Below are 22196 nucleotides of genomic sequence, written 5' to 3' on the forward strand. Positions count from 1 at the left end.
TCCTTTACTTATGATAAGGTTCCCCCCGATTTATCTTCACCGCACGATACACCTGCTCAATAAGCACAAGCCGCATCAACTGATGCGGCAGTGTCATACGGCCGAAGCTTAGGCGTTGATTCGCCCGCTTCAGCACTGCCTGCGACAGTCCGTTACTGCCGCCAATCACAAACACGACATGGCTCTTGCCATACGTCGCGAGCTTGTCCAGCTGCTCGGCCAGCTCCTCGCTCGACCATAGCTGGCCGTCGATCGCTAGGGCGATCACATGCGCTTCCGGTTTAATATGAGCAAGTATCTTCTCGCCCTCGCGATCTCGCACCTGCTCTTCTTCCGCTTCACTCATCGTCTCTGGTGCCTTTTCATCTGGCACCTCGTTCATCGTCAGCTTTATGTACGGGCCGAGGCGCTTTGCATACTCAGCCATACCCATCACAAGATACTTTTCCTTCAGCTTGCCTACAGCTACAATGCCGATATGCATCTAGACCACCAATACTTCCGCAGCATCCTCGCATAGATCACACTTACGCGGCGGGTCCCAGTCGGCGAATTCCGTTTCTTTCAAATCAACCATATCCGGTGCATCCTCATATTCATCAACAAAGCGCTCTATCGCATGCTCAATACAGCTTTTACATACACAATACATAATGTCTCTTCCTTTATCATTAGAGTGTCATATTTTTTATAGTGTTAGCATATCACAATTCGTTATTCGATACAGCAAAAGCCGCAGGATCAGCGAGTAACTTTTCATTCTCGCTTTCTGCGGCTCCCCATTCACCATCTATATGATCCAGCCTTACTCTTCCGGTATATTCTCGCCCAGCGTAACAGTCGCTTCACGCAGCTCGTTGCCACGATAGTAATGCACGACGATGCTGTCTCCGATGCGCTTATGATTGTACAGATACTTCCGCAGCTCGCGTGTGCTTCCTACCTTCGTATCGTCCAGCTTAACGATAACATCGTTATACTGCAGACCCGCTTCCTTCGCAGGCCCAAGTGCCTCCAGTACAATAATGCCCTCGTACACTTCCTTCGGCAAGCTTAGTGAGCCTTCACCGTCTGAGCCATCCGCATCAAGCTCCTGCCTATTCCAGTACTGCTGCAGATCGAGCATATAGACGCCTAGGTAAGCGCGTGATACATAGCCCTGCTCAATAAGCTCACCGACGATGGGCATAACATTATTGATCGGAATTGCATAGCCAATGCTTTCCACACCGAAGTTGCTAATCTTCATGCTGTTGATGCCTACTACCCGACCATTCAGATCAACGAGCGGGCCTCCGCTGTTACCTTGGTTAATCGCAGCATCTACACGAATAACCTCCTGCTCCCAGTCCAGCATGCCGTTCTGCCCAAGCGACACCGGCACAGTTTCGCGAATGACGCTCACTACACCGAAGGTAATTGATTCGCCCATACCGAGTGGATTGCCCATCGCCATGACGAACTCCGCTGCTCGCAGACTGGAGGAATCTCCGATCTCTGCTACCTGATCGATACCGGCAGCTTTCATCTTCAATACAGCAAGATCGGTAATCTGATCAAGTCCAACGACCTCAGCCTCACGCTGCTCGCCGGTCGTCAGCACCGCCTTCACGCGATGTGCTGACGCGACCACATGATAGTTGGTCACAATATAAGCATACTCCTTATCCTTCTGCACAATAACGCCAGAGCCAACACCTGTTTCGCGATATATGCCGCCTTCGTCACTATCCTGCTCCAGCACACCACCATTAAGGCCAAGTGAGAACTTTTGTTCATTAATGATGCTGACGACTGCGGGGCGAATATGGTCGCTTGCTTGCACAGCACGCGCAGAAAGATCTAGATTTGACGATTTAGATGAAGGGTTAAAGCCAAAAATGAGTCCATATAATACGGTCATGACGATAACGGTCGTTACTGATGAAAGTATAACAAGCTGTAGGTGCTTCTGATTTCTTACACCCGAAAACCATTTGTTCCCCCGACTGTGACCGCTTTGAAGATCTCTTTTTGCCTTGCGAGACACCTTCGAGGAATAAAAATCATCATCGAATAAGCTCATGAACTGCGACCCCCTTCATCTTTCTTCTATATTGATATACAAAATTAGGAATGTTTTTGCGAGATTAGACTAAACTAGTAATAGCATTCAATTACTTCATTTGTATTTTACCATAAATTACATATAGGAGGCTTTATTTATATGACAACTTCCCGCACGTATGAGCATGTGCAGCTCGCCGCACAGCTCGCTGATTTAAAACAGGAGCATTACCAGACCCTGCTTACCTTGAATGGATTGCTCGCGATCCTCACAAGTAAAGGCATCGTCAATGATGGTGAGCTGACTCGTATGATGCAGCGAATTGATCGTACACTTGAAGAGCTTATTGCCGACCTAGCTCATCCCAAGGCGTTGGCCGATCAGCGAAAGTAGGACGAAGCGGAAACTCCTCTCGCTTATAAAATATTCCGTTGTTCTCCAATATAGAATTAACGGTTAGCATCGCTAGATCCATTTGATTATGGTCCTGACTCAGATGAGCGAGGTAGACCCGCTTCGTGCGATCCGTCATTAGCTCGATGAGTGCTTCCCCTGCAGCAACATTGGATAGATGTCCAATGTCGCTTAATATGCGCCGCTTAATGTTCCAAGGATAGCGACCCATGCGCAGCATCTCCGTATCATGGTTCGATTCTAGTATAAGTGCATCACAATCGATAATATGGCCTTTTACTTTTTCACTCATATAGCCTAGATCTGTTGCTACCCCCAGCTTGCGGCCATCCTGCTCGAAGGTGTACCCTACTGGCTCTGCAGCATCATGCGAGATATGGAATGTTGATACGCGCATCGTACCGAATGATAGGTCTTCCCCGCTTTGGAACACCATACGCTTGTCCTGACTGATCGTGCCGACATGCCGCTCTAGTGCATCCCATGTCGGCTCATTCGCGTAGATCGGTAAGTTATATTTGCGTGCGAAGGCGCCTAAGCCTTTAATATGATCTGAATGCTCATGTGTGACGAGCAGCGCGTCGAGCTCATGTCCCGATATCCCCTGCTGCTTCATCAGCTCATCCAGCTTCTTAGCGCTTAGTCCCGCATCAATCATAATCGTCTGATCATTACCTTGTATAATTGTTGCATTCCCCGTAGATCCACTTGCTAAAACTGTAAAACGTAATCCCATTCTTCTAAATTCCCTTCTCCTGGCTGACAGGAGCTGTTATAGCTTGTCCTCCGTATTGTCAGTTAATACCTCTCCACTAATTGCATCCACATAGTATACCTTGCTGTCATCCAGCATCACTCGCCATGCAGGCGTTGCCACCTGCACCTCCGAGTCAAAGATCTGCCCGTAATAGCCGAGCTGAATATCTATAATGACAGCACCTGGCTCCAAATACGTCTCGATTAAGCTCGATACGATCTTGGAAGAAGCCAGCACCTGCTGCTTTTCACCTGTGCGCGTAATTTCTACGCGATCCTGCAGATAGGCCGTAATTTTTAAGTTGCTATTGTACAGCTCAAGCTTCGTATGGAACATTGGCCGTCCGTCAACGACCCGATGCATAACGAATACACCCTCGGTGCTATTGCTGCTATGCAGATCGTATACATATTCACTTAGATCAGGAATAAATGTGCCAAGCGTACGCTCCAGCTGCTTTTCATTAAAGACAACAGCACTATCTACCGCCGGCACGATTAGGGTAGGCTTACGGTTTTCCATACTATCTGATTCTAGCAAATACGTTAAGTCACCCATCATCGGTGTTTCGGACGGTAGATTCGTATTCAGCGTAATCCGCTTCTGCTGCATCAGCTGCAGCTTGTCGGCAGGAAGCTCAGCAGAGTTGGCATTCGCATTAAGCTGAGCCCTGACATTACTCCATAGCTGATAGCCTAGCAATATATTCAACAGCAGAAACGAAATAATCATTACGGTCTTTGCTCTACTCCAGTCCAACTCGCTTCACCTCTCTTTTTCTTATGATCCATAGCACCTACCACGCACTTAGCCATTAAGGACATGCTCATTCTGTTGCTATTACAACCGCCACTGTTACTACTGTTTTTGTTATTACAGTTACTAATGTTGCTACTGCTTGCTACTGCTGTTGCTCTTCCTGCTCTTGTTTCTCTTGCTGCTCTTGGTCCTCTGTCTCTTTCTTCGTCTCTGTCGTTACCGTATGCTTTGGCTCATATCCCGCTGGCATAGCGTCCATGAGCACTTCCTCACTGCCATCCTCTAATAACACGGCCCACACTGGCAGAAATTCTATCCGTTGCTCCTGCTGTGGAACAACCTTAAGCGCAGGATAGATCGTCACGATCTCATCCGTTCGACCATACGTTTCCAGCTGGTTTTGCAACAGATTACCGCCATAGAGCCAGCGTATTTCCTTACGTTCCTCCTGCTGTGGCAGCTTAATGAGTGAGCGTTCATACTCAACGACTACCCCCTGCTGCACACCTAGATGAACATATCCATAATGGAATGGACTAATATCAATAACCGGATACTGGTCAATATATTTACGAAAACGAACATAGCGCTCTTCCACCGTCGGAATGTTCACAAGCTGGTACGTCGTATCCCAACCACCATGCTGATTAACGAAGTCAACAGCCAAGTACACATTCTCATTAAACGCTGCACTGCTAGATTGTGAAGCGACAGAGTTCGTGTAGCTAATCCATAGTCCGTTCTGCTCCACCTTTAAGCCGCGTTTACCATCGGTATAGATTTGCGAGCCAGATCGATTGACGATGGCCCGTGTCGTACTCGAATCAAAGAATAAGCTGCGCTGCATCTGCTCAGGCGTAAACACCTCATAGCTATATAGATACTCCGTCGCTTGAATGGGCTCATTCGCGACGTACAGCTGACCATGCATATACGTAAAGCGCGGCAAATACTGGCCGAACCCTATATAATCGCCAATATCCTTCACCGTCAAATCAACATGAAGTGCCTGATATACGGTTGATCCGTTCTGATCGAAGAAATAGGCAAGCACTTCCTCCGATTCTTCCTGTGCAAAGATCAGTACACCGCTCAGCATAACGCTGTCCTGAACGCCGCCTTCTGTATCAAGCTTCATTAACTTTTTCAACAGCTCGAAGGAAATCCCTTTCGTAAAGGAAAGCTCAATTCCCTTATGCTCACGCCTGATCTCCTCCCAGTTTAGCCCTGGGTTAACAAGCACCTGAAAGCCCTTGAATTCACGGCTTGCTAGACGCTGTCGCACAATTAGCTCGTAAAACTGCGTGTTCGGATAGATCATCGCGTGCTCATCGCTGCCAAGATGAAGAATAAGCTCCTCTGGAAAAACTACCTGCTCGACGTTGCTGCCTTGACCTAGCAGCTCCGTGTTCACATAATCCTGATCAGAGCGTGTCGTTGTGCCAAGCCATGGCATCCGATAGGCAAGAAAATAGGTTTGCACAAGACTAAGCGCCACCAGCAGAATCAATATGCCTGTTTTTGCTCGCTCGATCATTTAGCTTTGCCCCCTTCCAACAGCAGCGGCAGACTAAATGTAACCGTCGTTCCCACATTCAGCTCTGACTCCAGTGTAATCTTACCACCGTGATGCTTAACGATTTCCCGGGCAATAGACAAGCCAAGTCCCGTACCGCCCAGATTACGTGATCGCGCCTTATCTACGCGATAGAAACGATCAAATATTCGTGATAGGTCCTTGCCCGGAATACCAATCCCGGTATCCTGTACGCTAATATCCACATAGGCTTTATCCTTGGAGCGCATCGCTGTAATGATAATACTGCCACCATCCGTCGTATATTTAACCGCATTGGATACTAAATTATCTAGCACTTGATCGATTTGATCCCGATCAAGCAATACCTGCTTCACGCTGCGATCGACCTTCACTTTAGCAGTAATAGCCTTCTGCCGCAGCTGGAATGAAAAACGATCCGCTACCTCATCCAGCATGTCCTGAATGTTCGTCTTCTGACGACGCAGCGGTGCCTGATTCGAGTCGAGTCGCGACAAATGCAGCAGGTCACTAACTAAGCGAATCATGCGCTCCGTCTCATTGCGTATAACACCGACAAAGCGTTCCGACAGCTCTCTTTCGTCAAGCGCCCCTTCGTTAAGCGCCTCTGCATAGCTTTTTATCGTCGTAAGCGGTGTGCGAAGCTCGTGCGATACGTTGGCAACAAACTGCCGGCGTGAATACTCCAGCTTCTCCTGATCGGTAACATCCTGCAGCACCGCAATCGAGCCAGTGATGCCGCGGTCACGTCGATGAATAGGTGATAAAGTCACCTTTAGAATTGTTTCCTCTTCATCCATATCCGCTTCATCATAATGCTCCTTGCTCATAATGAAGATTTGCGTGCGACCCTGCTGCAGCTCAGCAAGCTGCTCCTCACTAAGGCCAAGCACTGCTGGAAGCTGAGTATTCTGCAGCGTACCTAGCTCTAGCAGCTCAAGTGCGCGTTTATTCCAGACGATAACCGTATTGCTTTCGTCTGCAGCAAGTACACCGTCACTCATATTAGATAGAACGGAGATTAGCTTCTCATTCTCCTCTTCGTTAGCAGACAATGCTTCCTTTAGACGAATTGTCATATCGTTAAATGCCATGCTTAGCCGTCCAATCTCATCGTTGCCGAGTACAGGTGCCTTCATATCAAAGTGCCCCTCTGCAACAAGCTCAGCCTGACGCGTCAAGCCTTGAATCGGATGAGTAATGGTATGGGCGAGCACAACGCCAAGCACACCCGTTAAGCATAATGCAATAATTGTACCTGAGAAGAAGATCTGATTGACGCGGTCCATCGTGTTATATACTTCAGTCATCGATGCAACGATATGAACGGCTCCGACGACCTTCTCATTATAGGTGACGGGAACAGCAATCATTTTCTTGCGCGTTCCGTCCTCATCAATAAACTCTTCTTCATTGTCAGATATATTTTGCAGCGCACGGCTGACCGCCAGCGATTTATTCTTCTGCCCAATATATGACTGATGAAGCTGCAGAGAGGTGGCCACGATTTTACCGTTGTTATCGAGCACCTGCACCTCTGCTCCGCTTATACTGAACAAATTACGCACGACAAGATTGAGATCCTCATTCGTGCTTTCTGTCGCATCCCCATCACTATCCATCGTCGGCGATAAGCTAGGCGCGGCGAATTTAGCCAAAATATCAGCCTGCTCCTTTAAATTATTCGTGAAGTTGTTAATGAGCGATGTTTTCACCGTGCTAATAAAATAAACCCCGATGAGCTGCATCGCTACTAAAATAAGCAGGACATAGATGATAACAAGCTTAACCTGCACCGTCTGGAAGAACGGCTTCACCTTCCACCTCAGCTTCATCCTAAACTCCCGAATTTCGGATTGCGCATCATATAGCCTAAGCCACGGCGCGTAAGAATATATTCAGGACGACTAGGATCATCCTCAATCTTTTCACGCAGGCGCCTGATTGTAACATCTACCGTGCGCACATCTCCAAAATATTCAAAGCCCCATACGGCCTGCAGTAGATGCTCGCGTGTCATCACCTTGCCGCTATTGCGAGCCATATAATGTACAAGCTCGAACTCTCGGTGCGTCAGCTCAACAGGCTCACCGTCCTTGTAGAGCACATACATATCGGTATCGATAAATAGATTAAACAGCTTGAAGCCCTGCTGCTCCGGCTCATGCTCAATCTGTCCTGCCTCGACAACCTGCTGTTGCTCTTGGCTAGACTTTTTCTGTCTCCGCAGATGTGCCTTCACACGTGCAAGCAGCTCTCTTGTGCTGAATGGCTTCGTAACATAATCATCCGCTCCGAGCTCAAGTCCGAGCACCTTATCGATTTCATTATCCTTCGCAGTTAGCATAATAATCGGCATATTCAGCTTTGTACGGACCTCGCGGCACACGTCCATTCCATCCTTCACAGGCAGCATCAGATCCAGCAGAATAAGATCGGGCTGCTCCGAAAATGCCAATGATACAGCTTCCGCTCCATCAAATGCGCATATCACCTCATAGCCTTCCTTTTCAAGGCTGAATTTCAATATATCTGCAATAGGCTGCTCGTCATCTACTACTAAAACTTTTCCGTACATGTGTCAACACCGCCTTTAATCATCGTACTTCTATTTTACCATAGGCGAGTCGCTTGTACCTTACTCGTTTCATAATAAAAGGCTGAATCAGTTAGGAGCTCTTACTCCTACTAATTCAGCCTTTGTTTTATAGATAACTTAGCGGATTAACCGCCTCGCCGTTTTTCAAAATTTCAAAGTGTAAATGAACGCCGGTCGAACGTCCCGTGTTGCCCATTACACCAATCTTATCGCCTTTTGCAACCTTATCGCCTTTGCTTACATCATACGAGCTTAAATGTCCGTACAATGTTTTATAGCCATTTTTATGGTCGATAATGATCGTTTTGCCGTAGCCGTTCTTATTGCCAACAAATTCAACGACACCAGCGTCAGACGCTTTAATTGATTTATTCCCCGTAAAGTCTACACCAGCATGCAGTCGTCCCCAACGCTTGCCGAACTTACTGGAGATTCGGTAATTAGATACCGGATAAGCAAACGAGCCTGATCCAGTTCCTGCGATAATCATCGTGCCCTTCTCAATAATCGTTGGCACTGCTTCCTCAATCACTTCCTGAGCGACAAGCTCCTCGGATAGAATATATCCGTTTTCCTTCGTTACCTCGTATACGAGGCGCTGACTGCCTGGTGAACCGTTTTGAATCGTCTTTTGCTCACCTTCACGCATTTCATCGTTCTCTACGTATTGAATCGGAATTGCAATTTCTTCAATCTCTACAAGCTCCTCTACGGAACGAACAGTAATATCAGGCATACGTACAGTTAAATCTAACTCATCGCCTGCTGTAATTCTATCTCCTTCAATCGAAGGATTGTTTTCATAAATAACCTGCTCTGAGATACCAAATTTTTGTGCAATACAGCCGATGCAATCGCCCTTTTGCACAACGTATTTCGTAGGCTTCGTGCTGCCATCTACTATTTTCTTATATAAATCTTCTTCTTCTAGTATAGCTGTTGGCTCGATCTGATCCAACGTAATATCGACTTTCTCTACAAATCCAACATCTTTAATCGTAAGCGATTCATCCTCTGATGATGCATTAGCTTCTGAAGAAGCCTTATCATCTGCTGCTTCCTCATTCGCATTATAGGAAAGGGATTGAATTTGTCTTGATTCCTGCACCGATGCTGCCTGTGGTGCATATTGACTCTGCAGTCGATTCAATATATTCGTAGCTGCAACCTCATCCTTGACATAGCCAAGTGTCTTCCCATCTACAACGATCGCAACCCCTACTGCATGTGAAGCGAAAGATTGCTCTAGCTTGCTTAATGTTGCTTCAGAATCTGCTGCGATCTTAAATCCTACCTCTGATTCGTATGTAAGCTCGCCTGTTTCAAGCTCCATCGAGACGCCAGGATTGTTGTTAGCAAGCTCCAGTTCCTCTTCCTCGATGAATTGCTGAACCTCATCTTTATGATTAACCGTACCTACGTATTCACCGTTTTGATATACATGAAAAATTTCAAAAGTATTCGTTTTAATATATTGTTGATATTGTTGAACACCAATAATAACTGAAGCGGTTACTGCAATAATGGCTCCACCAATGATTGTGGATTTTTTACGCCAAAGTGGTGTTGTACGTATCACTGCATCGGTTGCATCGTTTTGTTGTACATGCTCGTTGTCTGAGTCCTTTGATGAAGAGCTACCTTTTAGCTTATTGACTAAGCTTGAAGCATACGCCTTCAAACGACTCATGTCCCCGAATCCGGCCATGATATTCTCCTTTTCGCACTTTTGCTGTTAGTGTCGGTGTCGGAACAGGAAAAAAGACACATGCTCCTGTCGGATCACCTGCCTTTTACTTTAACACACGGTCATAAATACGGGCAACCTTTGCCAAAACTATGACACATTAATATTTTTTTAGAATTACCATTAATTCTTCATATTCTTCCTTCGATAAATGCTGCGCCATGACCTGCTGAATGTCGGTAAGCTCCCGCTCTGTAAGGCCATCCTCTATGTAGGTCGAGAACATTTGCCACGATTCGGAAGGTAGCTTGAGCATTAACAGCTCGAACAGCCGCTCCTTATCCTCCGTTGCTAACAACTCCTTCGAGGCGTCAATATCCTCAGGTGTAATCGTTGATTGGCCCCCTGTTTCTACAGGTGCAAGCACGTCCAGCGTATCCTGCTCCCAGATATCCTCTTCCTCCTGCTGCCCTGTTGTTCCCTCTGTAAGCTCGTCTAATTGCTCCGTATCTGATTGCTCTATATCTGTTTGTTCATCTGTACCATCTATTTCGCCCGACACTTGCCCCTGCCGAATATCATCGTGATCTACCTTATCTATCTGATCCTGCTGCTGTCTATCATCAGGCGTATTAGCTGCGATCGCCGCGGACTTATTCGTACCCCATATCATACTCCAAACATCTGATAGAGCCATCGGCTCTACCTCTATCGGAATCTCATACTGCTTTAGCAGTGCTGAAACGTAACTCGTCACAACATATCCCGTCGTCCATATCGACAATAAGGCTGCAATAACAACAATAGCTACAATTCTTGTCATCCATAATCCAATCTTCCAAGCCATTCTCTCTCACCCCTTCTCTATCATTATGGACAGAAAAAAAGAGACCCATTCTTCCTATAGGGTGAAAACAATAAAATAAGGCTTCGCCGTGCCGCCGATAGCGGTCCGCGCGAAGCCTTATAAAGCTAGCTGCTCTAGAGATAGAGCTGCCTATACATAGATAGGTAAAACTTGATTAGTTTGCTCACGGTTGCGGCCAACAGAGAAGATAGCAATCGGTATGCCTGTTAGCTCTTCGATGCGGCGAACATAATTCAGCGCATTCGTCGGAAGCTCCTCTAAACGCTTAACGCCAGAAACATCCTCGCTCCAGCCTGGAAGCTCTTCATAGATCGCTTCACACTCGCCAACCGCCTTCAAGCTTGCTGGATAGTTGTAGATCACTTCACCGCGGTATTTATAACCTGTGCAGATCTTAACCGTCTCAAGCCCTGTCAGTACGTCGATGGAGTTGAGAGATAAGCCTGTAATGCCGCTTACGCGACGTGCGTGACGAACAACGACTGTATCGAACCAGCCCACACGACGCGGACGACCAGTAACCGTACCATACTCATGGCCTTTATCGCGAATAAGCTGTCCAATCTCATTGTCCTGCTCCGTAGGGAATGGACCATCACCTACACGAGTCGTATACGCTTTAGCAACACCAATAACCTGCTGAATGCGAGATGGACCAACACCTGAGCCGATGCATACTCCACCTGCAGATGGGTTTGACGATGTAACATACGGGTAAGTACCTTGATCGATGTCCAGCATCACGCCCTGTGCACCCTCAAACAATACATTTTTATTGCTGTCGATTGCGTCGTTCAGCACAACAGACGTATCGGTTACATACGGACGCAGTACTTCCGCAAAACGTAGGTAATCGTTAATGATCTGATCCGCATCAACTGGATCTGCACCGTATACTTGTTGAATAAGCTTGTTTTTCTCTAATACGATTGCACGAACACGTGCTTCAAATTCTTCTGCATCCATTAAGTCTACGATACGAATACCGTTACGAGATGCTTTATCCATATAGCAAGGGCCAATCCCTTTGCGAGTCGTTCCGATTTTTTGATCGCCTTTGCGATCCTCTTCTAGCTCATCAAGCTTAATATGGTATGGCATAATGACATGGGCACGATCACTTATAACGAGATTGTCCGTTGAAAAGCCATTCTCGTGAATATAGTTGATTTCCTCAATTAGAGCCTCTGGATTAATGACCATTCCGTTACCAATTACACATGTTTTGTTATGATTGAATATGCCGGAAGGAATCATCGTTAACTTGTACTTCTTATTCTCGATCAGAATCGTGTGACCAGCGTTGTTACCGCCTTGGTAGCGTGCAACGACATCCGCACCTTCTGCAAGATAGTCAGTTATTTTACCTTTCCCTTCATCTCCCCATTGTGTTCCAACAACTACTACTGTTGACATAACCATACCTCCATTCGATGTAAACCATCGAAAAATTTATCATTCAATGAAACCATATACCGATTAAGCTTCCACAAAAACAGCATAATTATTTTAGCAATCGACCCATTAAAAGTCAAACAAAAAAGCGAACAATAAAATTGTTCGCTTGGTGATCGTTCGGTTATTTATGAGGCCTGTGATGGATCTTGATGATTTCTATCTAAATTTACGAACTTATTGAAGTTTTTCAGGAACACTAGCTCGACGGTACCAACTGGTCCGTTACGCTGCTTGGCAATAATAATCTCGATGATATTCTTCTTTTCGGATTCCTTATCATAGTAATCGTCACGATACAGGAACGATACAATGTCGGCATCCTGCTCAATCGATCCAGATTCACGAAGGTCGGACATCATTGGACGCTTGTCCTGACGCTGCTCGACACCACGACTAAGCTGGGACAGTGCAATAACAGGTACATCAAGCTCACGAGCAATTTGCTTTAGCGTACGAGAGATCTCAGATACTTCCTGTTGGCGGTTTTCCCCTGCTTTACCGCGTCCAGATATGAGCTGCAAGTAATCAATAAGAATCATACCTAGCCCCTTTTCCTTCTTCAAGCGGCGGCACTTCGCACGGATATCAGCTACCATAATCCCCGGAGTATCATCGATAAAAATGTTCGCCTCCGATAGCGAACCAATCGCCATCGTCAGCTTCTCCCAATCGTCTGCCTCCAGATTACCGGTACGCAGACGTGTCGCATCAACGTTGGCCTCTGCACAGATCATACGCTGAACGAGCTGTGCGGCGGACATCTCCAGTGAGAAGATCGCTACCGTTTCCTTTGCACGCACGCCTACATTCTGTGCGATATTCAAGGCGAAGGCTGTTTTACCTACCGATGGACGTGCAGCAACGATGATGAGGTCACTGCGCTGAAAGCCTGCGGTCATCCGATCCAGATCAACGAACCCAGACGGAATACCCGAGGTCCCACCTCGATTGGCATATAAAAACTCAACCTTCTCGAAAACCTCCATCAATGCATCACGAATCGAGACAAAGCCGCTGCTGGAACGGCGATTGGAGATTTCCAGTATATTTTTCTCTGCATCACTCAGTAAGCTGGTCACATCATCTGCACTTGCATAGCCGTCAGAGACAATGTTCGTTGCTGTACGTATAAGTCTACGCAGCATCGATTTTTCTTCAACGATTTGAGCATAGTATTCTACATTGGCAGCTGTAGGAACGGAATTGGCCAGCTTTGCCAAATAACTTACACCGCCAATTTCCTCCAGTGAACCCTTATCCTGCAAATGAGCAGTAAGCGTAACGAGGTCAATCGGCTGATTATTTTCCCCCAGCTCGATCATTGCTTCAAAGATCAATTGGTGGGCGGTGCTGTAGAAATCTTCACTTTTAACCCGTTCCATCGCAGTAATTAACGCTTCCGACTGAAGCAATGCTGCACCTATAACTGCCTGCTCTGCTTCCATGTTTTGCGGTGGTACACGGTCGAAAATAGCTTCTGGGTTCATCGCCCTAGCACACTCCTCTCGTTACTTTGCTGCATATTAATTATTCTTCGACAGTTTGCACCTTTAGTGTACCTTTCACTTCTGGATGAAGCTTTACGGGTACCTGTGTTGTTCCTAGCGAACGAATCGGCTCATCAAGCTCAATTTTACGCTTATCAATTTTATAGCCTAGCTTAGCAAGTGAATCAGCGATTTGCTTGCTTGTAATCGCACCGAACAAACGCCCGCCTTCGCCGGCTTTTGCTTTTACGATAACGACAAGCTCCTCTAGCTTTTTGCCTAGAGCAATCGCATTTTCCTTCTCTTGCTGCTTGCGCTTATCTTCGGAAGCCTTTTGCATATCAAGAGTTTTTACGTTACCTTCAGAAGCAATTTTAACCAGGTTTTTTGGAAGTAGAAAATTACGAACATAGCCCTCAGACAAGTCTTTAATTTCACCTTTTTTACCTTGGCCCTTTACATCTTGTAAAAAAATTACCTTCATTCAAATAACCCCTCTTCTTCATCAATTTGTTTCAGTATTGCTTTTAGTTTATCAGCTGCTTCATCTACCGTACACTCGAGCTGTGCTGCTGCATTCGTTAAATGTCCACCGCCACCCATACGCTCCATAATGACCTGTACATTAATCTGACCGAACGAGCGTGCACTGATCGCGACGATCCCGTCTGGTCGTTCTGCAATAACGAAGGAGGCATATATATTGGACATGTTAAGCAGTGTATCAGCCGATTGCGCGATAAGCAGCTGCGGTTTAACTTCTCCCTGTGCAACAACTGCAACCGCAATATGGTCGTACAGTATCGTTGCATGCTTAATAATTTCGGATTTCGTAATATAGCCATTCAGATCCTCTTGCAGCATCCGCTGAATCATAGACGAGTCAGCGCCGTTGCGTCTAAGGAACGATGCCGCTTCGAACGTTCTTGCACCAGTCCGCAGCGAAAAGCTTTTTGTATCAACAGTAATACCAGCCAGCAGAGATGTTGCTTCACGCACGTCGAGTGAGATACGATCATGAATGTATTGAAGCAGCTCTGTCACGAGCTCACACGTTGACGAGGCATAAGGCTCAAGATACATGAGCGTCGCATGACTTAAAAACTCCTCGCTGCGACGATGGTGGTCGATGACCGCAATGCGCTCCGTCATGCTAAGCAGCTTCGGTTCTGCAACCATCGATGCCTTATGCGTGTCTACAACAACAGCCAGCGTATGGCTGTTCATAAGTGCAATCGCTTGATCAGGCGTAATAAATCGTTGCGCAATTTTCTCGTCCTCGCGCAGCAGCTCCATCATACGGTCGATCGACGGGTTCACACCTTCTAGCACGATATAGCTTTCCTTGCCGAGCATGCGTGCGGCCTTCAGTATACCTACTGCGGCGCCAATTGAATCCGTATCAGGTGTACGATGTCCCATAATGATGACATTGTAGCTTTCCTTAATGAGATCACGCAGTGTGTGTGCGACGACACGTGCACGGACCTTTGTCCGCTTCTCTACTGCATTCGTTTTGCCGCCGTAGAAGGTTTGGCGCGTTCCAAGCTTAACCGTTGCCTGGTCGCCTCCTCGGCCTAGCGCAATATCTAAGCTTCGATTCACCCATTGACCAAGCTCTACAATATGCTCAGCACCCGCAGCAAAGCCAATGCTTAGTGTAATCGGAATCTTCTGATCGCTAGTCATCTCTCGCACATCATCTAATATATCAAAGCGTGTTTGCTCCAATATACGAAGGGTATGCACATCAGTAATGAGCATAAAACGATCAGAGGTAAGCCGCTTGATCAGCACCTCATGCCGCTGAGCCCAGTCCGTAATCAGCCCCGTCACCTTGGATAGCAGTGAGCTTCGTTGATGATCATCTAAGCCCTGCGTCACCTCTTCGAGATTGTCGATCATGACAATTCCTAGCGACAGACGCTCTTCATCGTACTTTTTATGCAATGCCCATGATTCTGTAATATCCTCCACATAGACAACCTGTGCTTTTTCCCTGAAGGTTAAACGATACATGTGCTGATGCAGCATAACCTCTGCTACAGTGTCAGGCTCCTTCAATTGAGATAACGCCGGAAATAGTTTGCTAATTGACTCACCGACTAAGTTATCCTCCTTGAATATTTGGCCAATATACGGATTGTGCCACTCAACGAGCTGCTCATCATTATATATGATAATGCCGAATGGCAGCTGTTGAATAATATCGGTACCGCTAGTCTTTAAACGGTAGGACAGCGTCTGAACATACTGCTTGAAGTCCTTGCGAAAGGCACGCTCAGCGATATACATATAGATCGCTGTACCAATAGCAAGCAGCAGTCCTACAAGTCCTGCTATCCATGAAAAATAGCTAAGCAGCGCTGATAGTAATAGCACGATAAGCAGGGCCAATACACTGTGAAGCCCATGCCAGCGTTTAGATAAAAAATTTGGCATAATGATTATCGCTCCTGTGCCTATTGTTGCTTAGAAAACATTTTTCTAAGTGGAAAAGCTACATCCAAAAGACCAATAATGCTTGCTGGTGGTAGCAAAAGTACCGGAAAAGCAATCAGGAATGGTATAACCTTCGCCCAGCCGCGATTGTCGGCAATATAGTAAAAGAAGCCTACAGCTTGTATTGCAAAGATGATGCTTAATGCTGGTACAAGGTTCATAATCGCCAGTGTCATAAACGAACCATCTGTAGGGTCAATCGTTAGCTCGAGTAAATAGGCAATAAAATACACAAAAACTAGAAAGCGTGGCAGCCTCCAATCCTTAGCCTTCGGGTAGGCTGTCACTTGCAGTCCCTCGGCGTGAACCACTCTGCGAGCGATGGTGTGGGAGCATGCGACGACAAGCAGCGCCATAATAAAGAATACTAAAGGAATCATGCTCGTCATAATGGTGACGAAGCTATCTGTCATCTCGGAGCTCCATGCGATAGGCGACATGCCCTGTGCGGCAACATCGTTGAGCATTGTTGTCATGTAATTGCTCATATCCGATATGATCGAAATGTTCAGTATGTTTTCAAGCATCAACAAGCCTAGCATAAACATGACGACAACAAGGCCGATCATTTTCGGAACAATAGAGCTCGAAGCTAGACCTTTTTTATAATAGTTAGCTAGAACAATGCTCGGAATGATAGCCATACAACTAAAGCTTAAATAAAGGATCGGATCTAAAATTAAACTTCCGATAACGAGCACGGCCAGCGTATGAACAATGCTCGAATTTCGATTTAGCAGCGTATAAAGTACTGTATATGGAACCAACATAAGCAGTAATGCCGCAATGTTCAACCCCGGTATAACCATTAATAATGGAAGCACTAGAGCAATCAAGCTCCATAGTATCGGCTTCTTTCCCGTTTTCAAAAAATTCACCTCTGAGAAGTCAGTATCACGTGATTTACACTATATTATATTATAACATAAATTATACCCTGTCGGACGATGCCGCATTAGGAATCACTTGGTACATAATCGTGATTGAATATTGTTATTGCATTATCGTTTTTCGATGTTTATCATTCTTCGTAGGCAGTTATTATTTGGAATATTATTAGGAAGTGACCATGGATGAAGAAAAAACAATTTCTAGTCGTTGGACTCGGAAGATTCGGCAGCAGCATGACGCGTACCTTAGTTGATAACGGTCACGAGGTGCTTGCTGTGGACAAGGATGCTGAGCTAGTACAGGATATAGCCCCTTATGCGACCCATGCTGTCCAAGCGGATTGTACAGATGAGGTTGTGCTTAAGCAGCTCGGCGTAAGTAATTTTACTCATGCCATCGTAGCTATAGGCGATGATCTGCAGGCAAGTATTTTAACGACGTTGATGCTTAAGGAAATGAATATTCCGATCGTTATTACAAAAGCGCGCGATGAGATGCATGGCAATGTGCTTCGAAAAATAGGCGCTGACAAGATCATTTACCCTGAACGCGATATGGCGGTGCGGCTTGCGAATCAGCTTAGCTCGAACAGCATTATCGACTATATTGAGCTATCCGATGAATATAATATTGTCGAGATGCTCGCGCCAGCTGCCATGATCGGACTTTCACTTCAAAAGCTTAATATTCGCGCCCGCTTCGGCTGCACCATTCTCGCCATTAAAACGGAGCAGCGCATGAACATTGCACCAAGCGCCGATGATAAGATCGAGGCTGGCAACATTCTACTCGTTATCGGTAGCCAGGAGCAAGTGCTGCAGCTGGAGAAGTATTATGAACGAAAAAAATAAATTAAACCAAAAAGCAGGGCTGTTAGCATTCCGATACCAGCTAAACCCTCCGCAAATGATCATTGTTATATTTGCACTACTGATCGGGTGCGGTACGCTGCTGCTTATGATGCCCTTTTCCTCTACATCTGGTCATTCCATTGGGTTTATTAATGCACTGTTTACTGCCATATCCGCTGTATGCGTAAATGGCTTAAGTGTGCTTGATCTAAGTGACGACTTCACTGTGGCAGGACAAACAATCGTCATGATTCTTGTTCAGATCGGTGGTCTCGGCTTTATGACCATCAGCGTAATTATTGCGATTATTATGAGAAAGCGCATTGGGTTAAAGGATCGTCTGCTCATTCAGCAAACGACTCAATCGACAAGCGCTCAAGGGCTTGTCCGGCTCTGTATTTATATTATGATCATCGTATTCGCATTTGAATCCATTGCGACGCTTATTCTGACTGTACATTGGCAGCCGAGCATGGGCTGGGGAAATGCATTTTACTACGGTCTGTTTCACTCGATATCTGCCTTTAACAATGCAGGCTTTGCCTTATGGTCTGAAGGACTTGTAGCTTATGTCGGTGATCCGATTGTCAATTTCGTTGTCATTACCCTGTTTGTTGCCGGTGGTCTGGGGTACATCGTTATAATTGAGCTTGTTCAAAAAAGAAGATGGCGCAAATTTTCTTTGCACACGAAAATTGTGCTTTCCTCATCTCTCATTATATCGATCATTGGTTTCAGCATTCTCTTCTTACTCGAATCGATGAATCCTTCCACGTTCGGGTTATTGAATGGTAACGAACGCTTTCAGGCGGCTTGGTTCCAAACCCTTGTGCCCCGCAGCTCGGGCTTTAATACCATAGATATTACAAGCATGCTGCCTGCATCTCAGTTTTTACTTATTATCTTTATGTTCATCGGTGCAGCCTCTGGTGGTACGGGCGGCGGTGTAAAGATTAACACAGTCGTCGTGCTAATCCTTGCCACCATAACGACCTTCAGAGGCGGAGGCAAAGTACATGCTTTTGGCAGACGCGTCCCAGATGGCTCGATCCTTCGCGCACTTGCGGTCGTAATGAGCTCGATTATGGTCGTACTGCTTGTAGCTCTGGCGCTTACGATTACCGAGGATCTGCTAGAGGATCACTTTCTCGAGGTGCTATTCGAAGCAACGTCAGCCTTCAGCACCACAGGTCTATCGATGGGGTTAACGAAGGATTTATCGTTACCCGGTAAAATCATTGTGAGCATCACGATGTTTATCGGCAGACTCGGTCCATTAACTCTCGCTTATGCACTCGCTACACGCAAGCAGCAATCACGTATCAGCTATCCAGAAGACAATATTCTTATTGGTTAACAAAAGCAAGAGCAAGCAGCCACTGTCATGCTACAGTGAGTCTGCTTGCTCTTGTTTTTTGCTGCTAATTCTATTAATTCCGCTAATACTGCAAATTGCAAATTGCTCATACTGTACCTGTCTCATACTGTACCTGTATTGTTTTTCTCTTACCTGACTTTTATGTTCAACGCATCACTAGCTTATCTAGTGACAGGCTCTCAGCATACTGCTCATCAACCTCAAAGCCTATACCTGGCTGATCTGGTAAGCGTACGCTACCTTGATCCACAGTCACTTCTGGTGTAATGATGTCGCGCTGCCAGTACCTCGAGGAAGCAGATATATCTCCCGGTATTGTAAACCCTGGCAGCGTAGCGAGCGCCATATTATGCGCTCGGCCAATGCCTGTCTCCAGCATCCCGCCACACCATAACGGTACATCATGATCACGGCATAGCTGATGAATACGTAAGGCTTCATTCCAGCCGCCAACACGACCAAGCTTCACATTTACAACCTTGCAGCTGCCTAGCTGTATCGCTTTGCGCACATCCTCTGCGTGCAATATGCTCTCATCGAGACAGATTGGTGTTTGCAAGTGCTGCTGCAGCTGTGCATGATCAATTATGTCGTCGGCTGCAAGCGGCTGCTCGATCATCATCAGATTGTATGGATCTAGCTGCATCAGCTCTTCCGTCTGTTCGAGCGTGTAGGCTGAGTTCGCATCAGCCATTAGTGGCAGCTGCGGATATCGCTCTCGAAGTGCGGCAACTAACGAAAGGTCCTGCCCCGGCTTAATTTTTACTTTTATCCGTTCATAGCCCTGCTCAAGATATTGATCGATAAGCTCATAATAATGATCGATGGTAGGCTGCAAACCGATAGCTACGCCAACCTTTATCTCATGACGAGTACCACCAATTAGCTGATACAGAGGCTTGTTTTGGCGCTTTGCATAGGCATCCCATACAGCCATATCAACAGCTGCCTTCGCCATTGCGTTACGCTTAATCCCGCTCCACAGCTGCGTGAGCTCACGAGGATGCTTAATCTCTTGCTGTAGTAAGGGCGGTATAATAAATTGCTGGAGCATATGCCAGGCACCTTGCACCGTTTCCTCGGTATACCAAGGGGTAGCAAAAGCGACACATTCACCCCAGCCGACATGACCATCTGAATCTATGACTTGAACAATAATCGTCTCACGATCTGTATAGGCGCCATATGACGTTACGAACGGTGACACCAGCTCCATCCGGAGGCGATGCAGTATGACCGAATCAATCTTCATTCCATCACATCCTACTCGTTGCTTCTGCAGCCTTGTTTAATTCATCGGCAGCAGCTTGCTCAGCTCTCTACGGAGCAGCTTGTTGGAAGCATTTCTCGGCAGCTCCTCTACCGCATAGATGGCTGTAGGCAGCTTATACTTAGCTAGACGAGCGCGGCAATAGCTTAGCAGCTCTTCTTCATTCAGCATCTTACCTGGCCGCATAACGACAAAGGCAATCGGACATTGCCCCCATACCTCATGCTCCGCTCCAGTAACCCCTGCCTCTAGTACATCGGGATGACCGATTAATACAGACTCGATTTCTGCAGGATATACGTTTTCACCGCCAGAGATCAGCATGTCCTTACGCCGATCCAGCACGAATAAAAAGCCTTCCTCGTCAACATATCCGATATCTCCTGTATATAGCCAGCCTTCATCAAAGCTGTCCGCTGCGGCACCATTCAGATAGCCTCTTGTTACGTTAGGCCCCTTCACGATAATTTCACCTGCTTCACCAGCCGGCTGAACGTTACCATTCTGTACGATACGAAGGTCTCCTTGAAACAATGGCTTACCAGCTGAGCCCAGCTTCGTCAGCATATACTCAGGATGAAGCGTTGCGAACTGCGAGCAGGTCTCCGTCATTCCGTACGTTTGTACGACTGGAATTTGCTTAGCAACACAGGCTTCAAGCAGAGGTAATGGTGCTGGACCTCCACCAAGCAGCATGCAGCGAAAGTTTGCTGGATAGCTTTGCTCTCCCAGCTCCTCTAGCATACGAAGCAGCATATTACTAACGACTGACATGACCGTTACCCCTTGATGCATAATGGCTGCATTCGCTGACTTAGGCGAAAACCTCTCCTGTATCACAATTGGAATGCCGTAAATCACACTGCGCAGCAGAATCGATAGACCGCTTATATGGAATAAAGGCACAGCAGCTAGCCATTTGTCTTGCTCTGACAAACCAAGATTGAGCATCGAACCGATAGCCGAGCTAAAGTGGTTGTCATAGCTTTGCAGCACACCCTTCGCATAGCCCGTCGTACCTGATGTATACATAATCGTATAAACTGCTTGCTCCTCAACGTCATGCAGCAGCTGCGTTGGGGCAGCTGCTGCATCGGATTGCAATTCAGTTATCGATACGATATGAAGCTGCTCGAGCTCCTGCTGAAGCGCTTCTGCTATGTTTGCATAGCTTTCACTATATACAAGCAGGCGGCAACGGCTGTCTCGCAGCTGATACAGCAGCTCATGCTCTGTTAAGCGAGTATTAAGCGGCATCAGCTGTGCACCCGTATAAGGTATGCTGTGCACAAGCGTAACAAAAGCCATACTGCTCTCGCTTAAGCAAGCGACAACATCTCCAGCCTGTACATGCTCCAGCAGATTCGCTGCAGCATTTCTTGCCTGCAAGCGCAGCTCGGCGAAGCTGATTGTTCCTTCTGCAGCTTCAACAGCTATTCGATCAGGGGTTAGATAAGCTCGCTTTTCCAGCCAGATGGGTATTTGCATAGTAACCCCCCTTTTTCATCATTCCCTCTAGAGGTAATTCATTAAGTCTGGCTTTGGTCACGAAGCAGTACTGAGACTTTATTCGTCATCGAATCTTGAATTCGGCCGAGCTTAATGAACCCTTATTTGAAGAGGTAGTTCAAAAAGTCCCCAGGATCACTCTTGTCATGCTGAACGTTTCA

20 protein-coding genes are annotated in these 22196 nt (G+C 46.5%); 3 read left to right on the forward strand and 17 right to left on the reverse strand.

Annotated features, from left to right (window positions below):
- Positions 1–4: 4 nt before the first annotated feature.
- From rlmH to M3180_RS19800, 3 genes are all read right to left on the reverse strand, one after another.
- Positions 5–484, reverse strand: coding sequence for a 23S rRNA (pseudouridine(1915)-N(3))-methyltransferase RlmH (gene rlmH, locus M3180_RS19790; RefSeq protein ID WP_251670729.1), 480 nt, complete (start codon positions 482–484; stop codon positions 5–7).
- On the reverse strand, positions 485–652 hold the full coding sequence (locus M3180_RS19795) for a CxxH/CxxC protein (RefSeq protein WP_251670731.1): 168 nt from the start codon (positions 650–652) through the stop codon (positions 485–487).
- Between the two features lie 153 nt (positions 653–805).
- Positions 806–2065, reverse strand: coding sequence for a S1C family serine protease (locus M3180_RS19800; protein WP_251670733.1), 1260 nt, complete (start codon positions 2063–2065; stop codon positions 806–808).
- A gap of 141 nt (positions 2066–2206) precedes the next feature.
- On the opposite strand from M3180_RS19800, the gene M3180_RS19805 reads away from it, so the two are divergent.
- On the forward strand, positions 2207–2440 hold the full coding sequence (locus M3180_RS19805) for a hypothetical protein (RefSeq protein WP_251670735.1): 234 nt from the start codon (positions 2207–2209) through the stop codon (positions 2438–2440).
- Here M3180_RS19805 and M3180_RS19810 read toward each other — a convergent pair.
- The 12 genes from M3180_RS19810 to M3180_RS19865 form a co-directional block, all read right to left on the reverse strand.
- A complete protein-coding gene (locus M3180_RS19810) occupies positions 2391–3197 on the reverse strand; it encodes an MBL fold metallo-hydrolase (RefSeq protein ID WP_251670737.1) in 807 nt (268 codons plus the stop codon). The genes M3180_RS19805 and M3180_RS19810 overlap by 50 nt on opposite strands.
- A gap of 36 nt (positions 3198–3233) precedes the next feature.
- Positions 3234–3977: a two-component system regulatory protein YycI gene (gene yycI / locus M3180_RS19815; RefSeq protein ID WP_251670739.1), complete on the reverse strand. Its 744-nt coding sequence runs from the start codon at positions 3975–3977 to the stop codon at positions 3234–3236.
- A gap of 142 nt (positions 3978–4119) precedes the next feature.
- A complete protein-coding gene (locus M3180_RS19820; protein ID WP_251670741.1) occupies positions 4120–5514 on the reverse strand; it encodes a YycH family regulatory protein in 1395 nt (464 codons plus the stop codon).
- The gene (gene walK / locus M3180_RS19825; RefSeq protein ID WP_251670743.1) at positions 5511–7370 is read right to left on the reverse strand and encodes a cell wall metabolism sensor histidine kinase WalK; all 1860 of its coding nucleotides are present in this window, start codon (positions 7368–7370) and stop codon (positions 5511–5513) included. Before walK ends, M3180_RS19820 begins: the two co-directional genes overlap by 4 nt.
- Complete coding sequence (gene yycF / locus M3180_RS19830) at positions 7367–8113, reverse strand: response regulator YycF (RefSeq protein WP_251670745.1); 747 nt, start codon at positions 8111–8113, stop codon at positions 7367–7369. Before yycF ends, walK begins: the two co-directional genes overlap by 4 nt.
- A gap of 127 nt (positions 8114–8240) precedes the next feature.
- Positions 8241–9842: a LysM peptidoglycan-binding domain-containing M23 family metallopeptidase gene (locus M3180_RS19835; protein WP_251670747.1), complete on the reverse strand. Its 1602-nt coding sequence runs from the start codon at positions 9840–9842 to the stop codon at positions 8241–8243.
- A gap of 139 nt (positions 9843–9981) precedes the next feature.
- Entirely contained in the window at positions 9982–10668 is a 687-nt protein-coding gene (locus M3180_RS19840) for a hypothetical protein (protein ID WP_251670749.1), read from the reverse strand.
- 150 nt (positions 10669–10818) lie between these two features.
- Complete coding sequence (locus tag M3180_RS19845) at positions 10819–12105, reverse strand: adenylosuccinate synthase (protein WP_251670751.1); 1287 nt, start codon at positions 12103–12105, stop codon at positions 10819–10821.
- Positions 12106–12272: 167 nt separating this feature from the next.
- Complete coding sequence (gene dnaB / locus M3180_RS19850; protein WP_251670753.1) at positions 12273–13634, reverse strand: replicative DNA helicase; 1362 nt, start codon at positions 13632–13634, stop codon at positions 12273–12275.
- A gap of 40 nt (positions 13635–13674) precedes the next feature.
- Positions 13675–14118 carry a 50S ribosomal protein L9 gene (rplI, locus tag M3180_RS19855; protein ID WP_251670755.1) on the reverse strand — a complete coding sequence of 148 codons (444 nt, stop codon included), beginning with the start codon at positions 14116–14118 and terminating at the stop codon, positions 13675–13677.
- Positions 14115–16076 carry a DHH family phosphoesterase gene (locus M3180_RS19860; RefSeq protein ID WP_251670757.1) on the reverse strand — a complete coding sequence of 654 codons (1962 nt, stop codon included), beginning with the start codon at positions 16074–16076 and terminating at the stop codon, positions 14115–14117. Before M3180_RS19860 ends, rplI begins: the two co-directional genes overlap by 4 nt.
- A gap of 20 nt (positions 16077–16096) precedes the next feature.
- A complete protein-coding gene (locus M3180_RS19865) occupies positions 16097–17005 on the reverse strand; it encodes a DUF2232 domain-containing protein (RefSeq protein ID WP_251670758.1) in 909 nt (302 codons plus the stop codon).
- Between the two features lie 204 nt (positions 17006–17209).
- Between M3180_RS19865 and M3180_RS19870 the strand changes: the two genes are divergently transcribed.
- Both M3180_RS19870 and M3180_RS19875 read left to right on the forward strand, forming a co-directional pair.
- The gene (locus tag M3180_RS19870; protein ID WP_251670759.1) at positions 17210–17878 is read left to right on the forward strand and encodes a potassium channel family protein; all 669 of its coding nucleotides are present in this window, start codon (positions 17210–17212) and stop codon (positions 17876–17878) included.
- Positions 17862–19235, forward strand: coding sequence for a TrkH family potassium uptake protein (locus tag M3180_RS19875; RefSeq protein WP_251670760.1), 1374 nt, complete (start codon positions 17862–17864; stop codon positions 19233–19235). The genes M3180_RS19870 and M3180_RS19875 overlap by 17 nt, the downstream gene beginning before the upstream one ends.
- A gap of 166 nt (positions 19236–19401) precedes the next feature.
- On the opposite strand, the gene menC is transcribed toward M3180_RS19875, so the two are convergent.
- Positions 19402–20508 carry an o-succinylbenzoate synthase gene (menC, locus tag M3180_RS19880; RefSeq protein ID WP_251670761.1) on the reverse strand — a complete coding sequence of 369 codons (1107 nt, stop codon included), beginning with the start codon at positions 20506–20508 and terminating at the stop codon, positions 19402–19404.
- Positions 20509–20544: 36 nt separating this feature from the next.
- On the reverse strand, positions 20545–22014 hold the full coding sequence (locus M3180_RS19885) for an o-succinylbenzoate--CoA ligase (protein WP_251670762.1): 1470 nt from the start codon (positions 22012–22014) through the stop codon (positions 20545–20547).
- Positions 22015–22196: the final 182 nt, after the last annotated feature.

Source organism: Paenibacillus camelliae (genome assembly GCF_023715345.1).
GTDB lineage: Bacteria > Bacillota > Bacilli > Paenibacillales > Paenibacillaceae > Pristimantibacillus > Pristimantibacillus camelliae.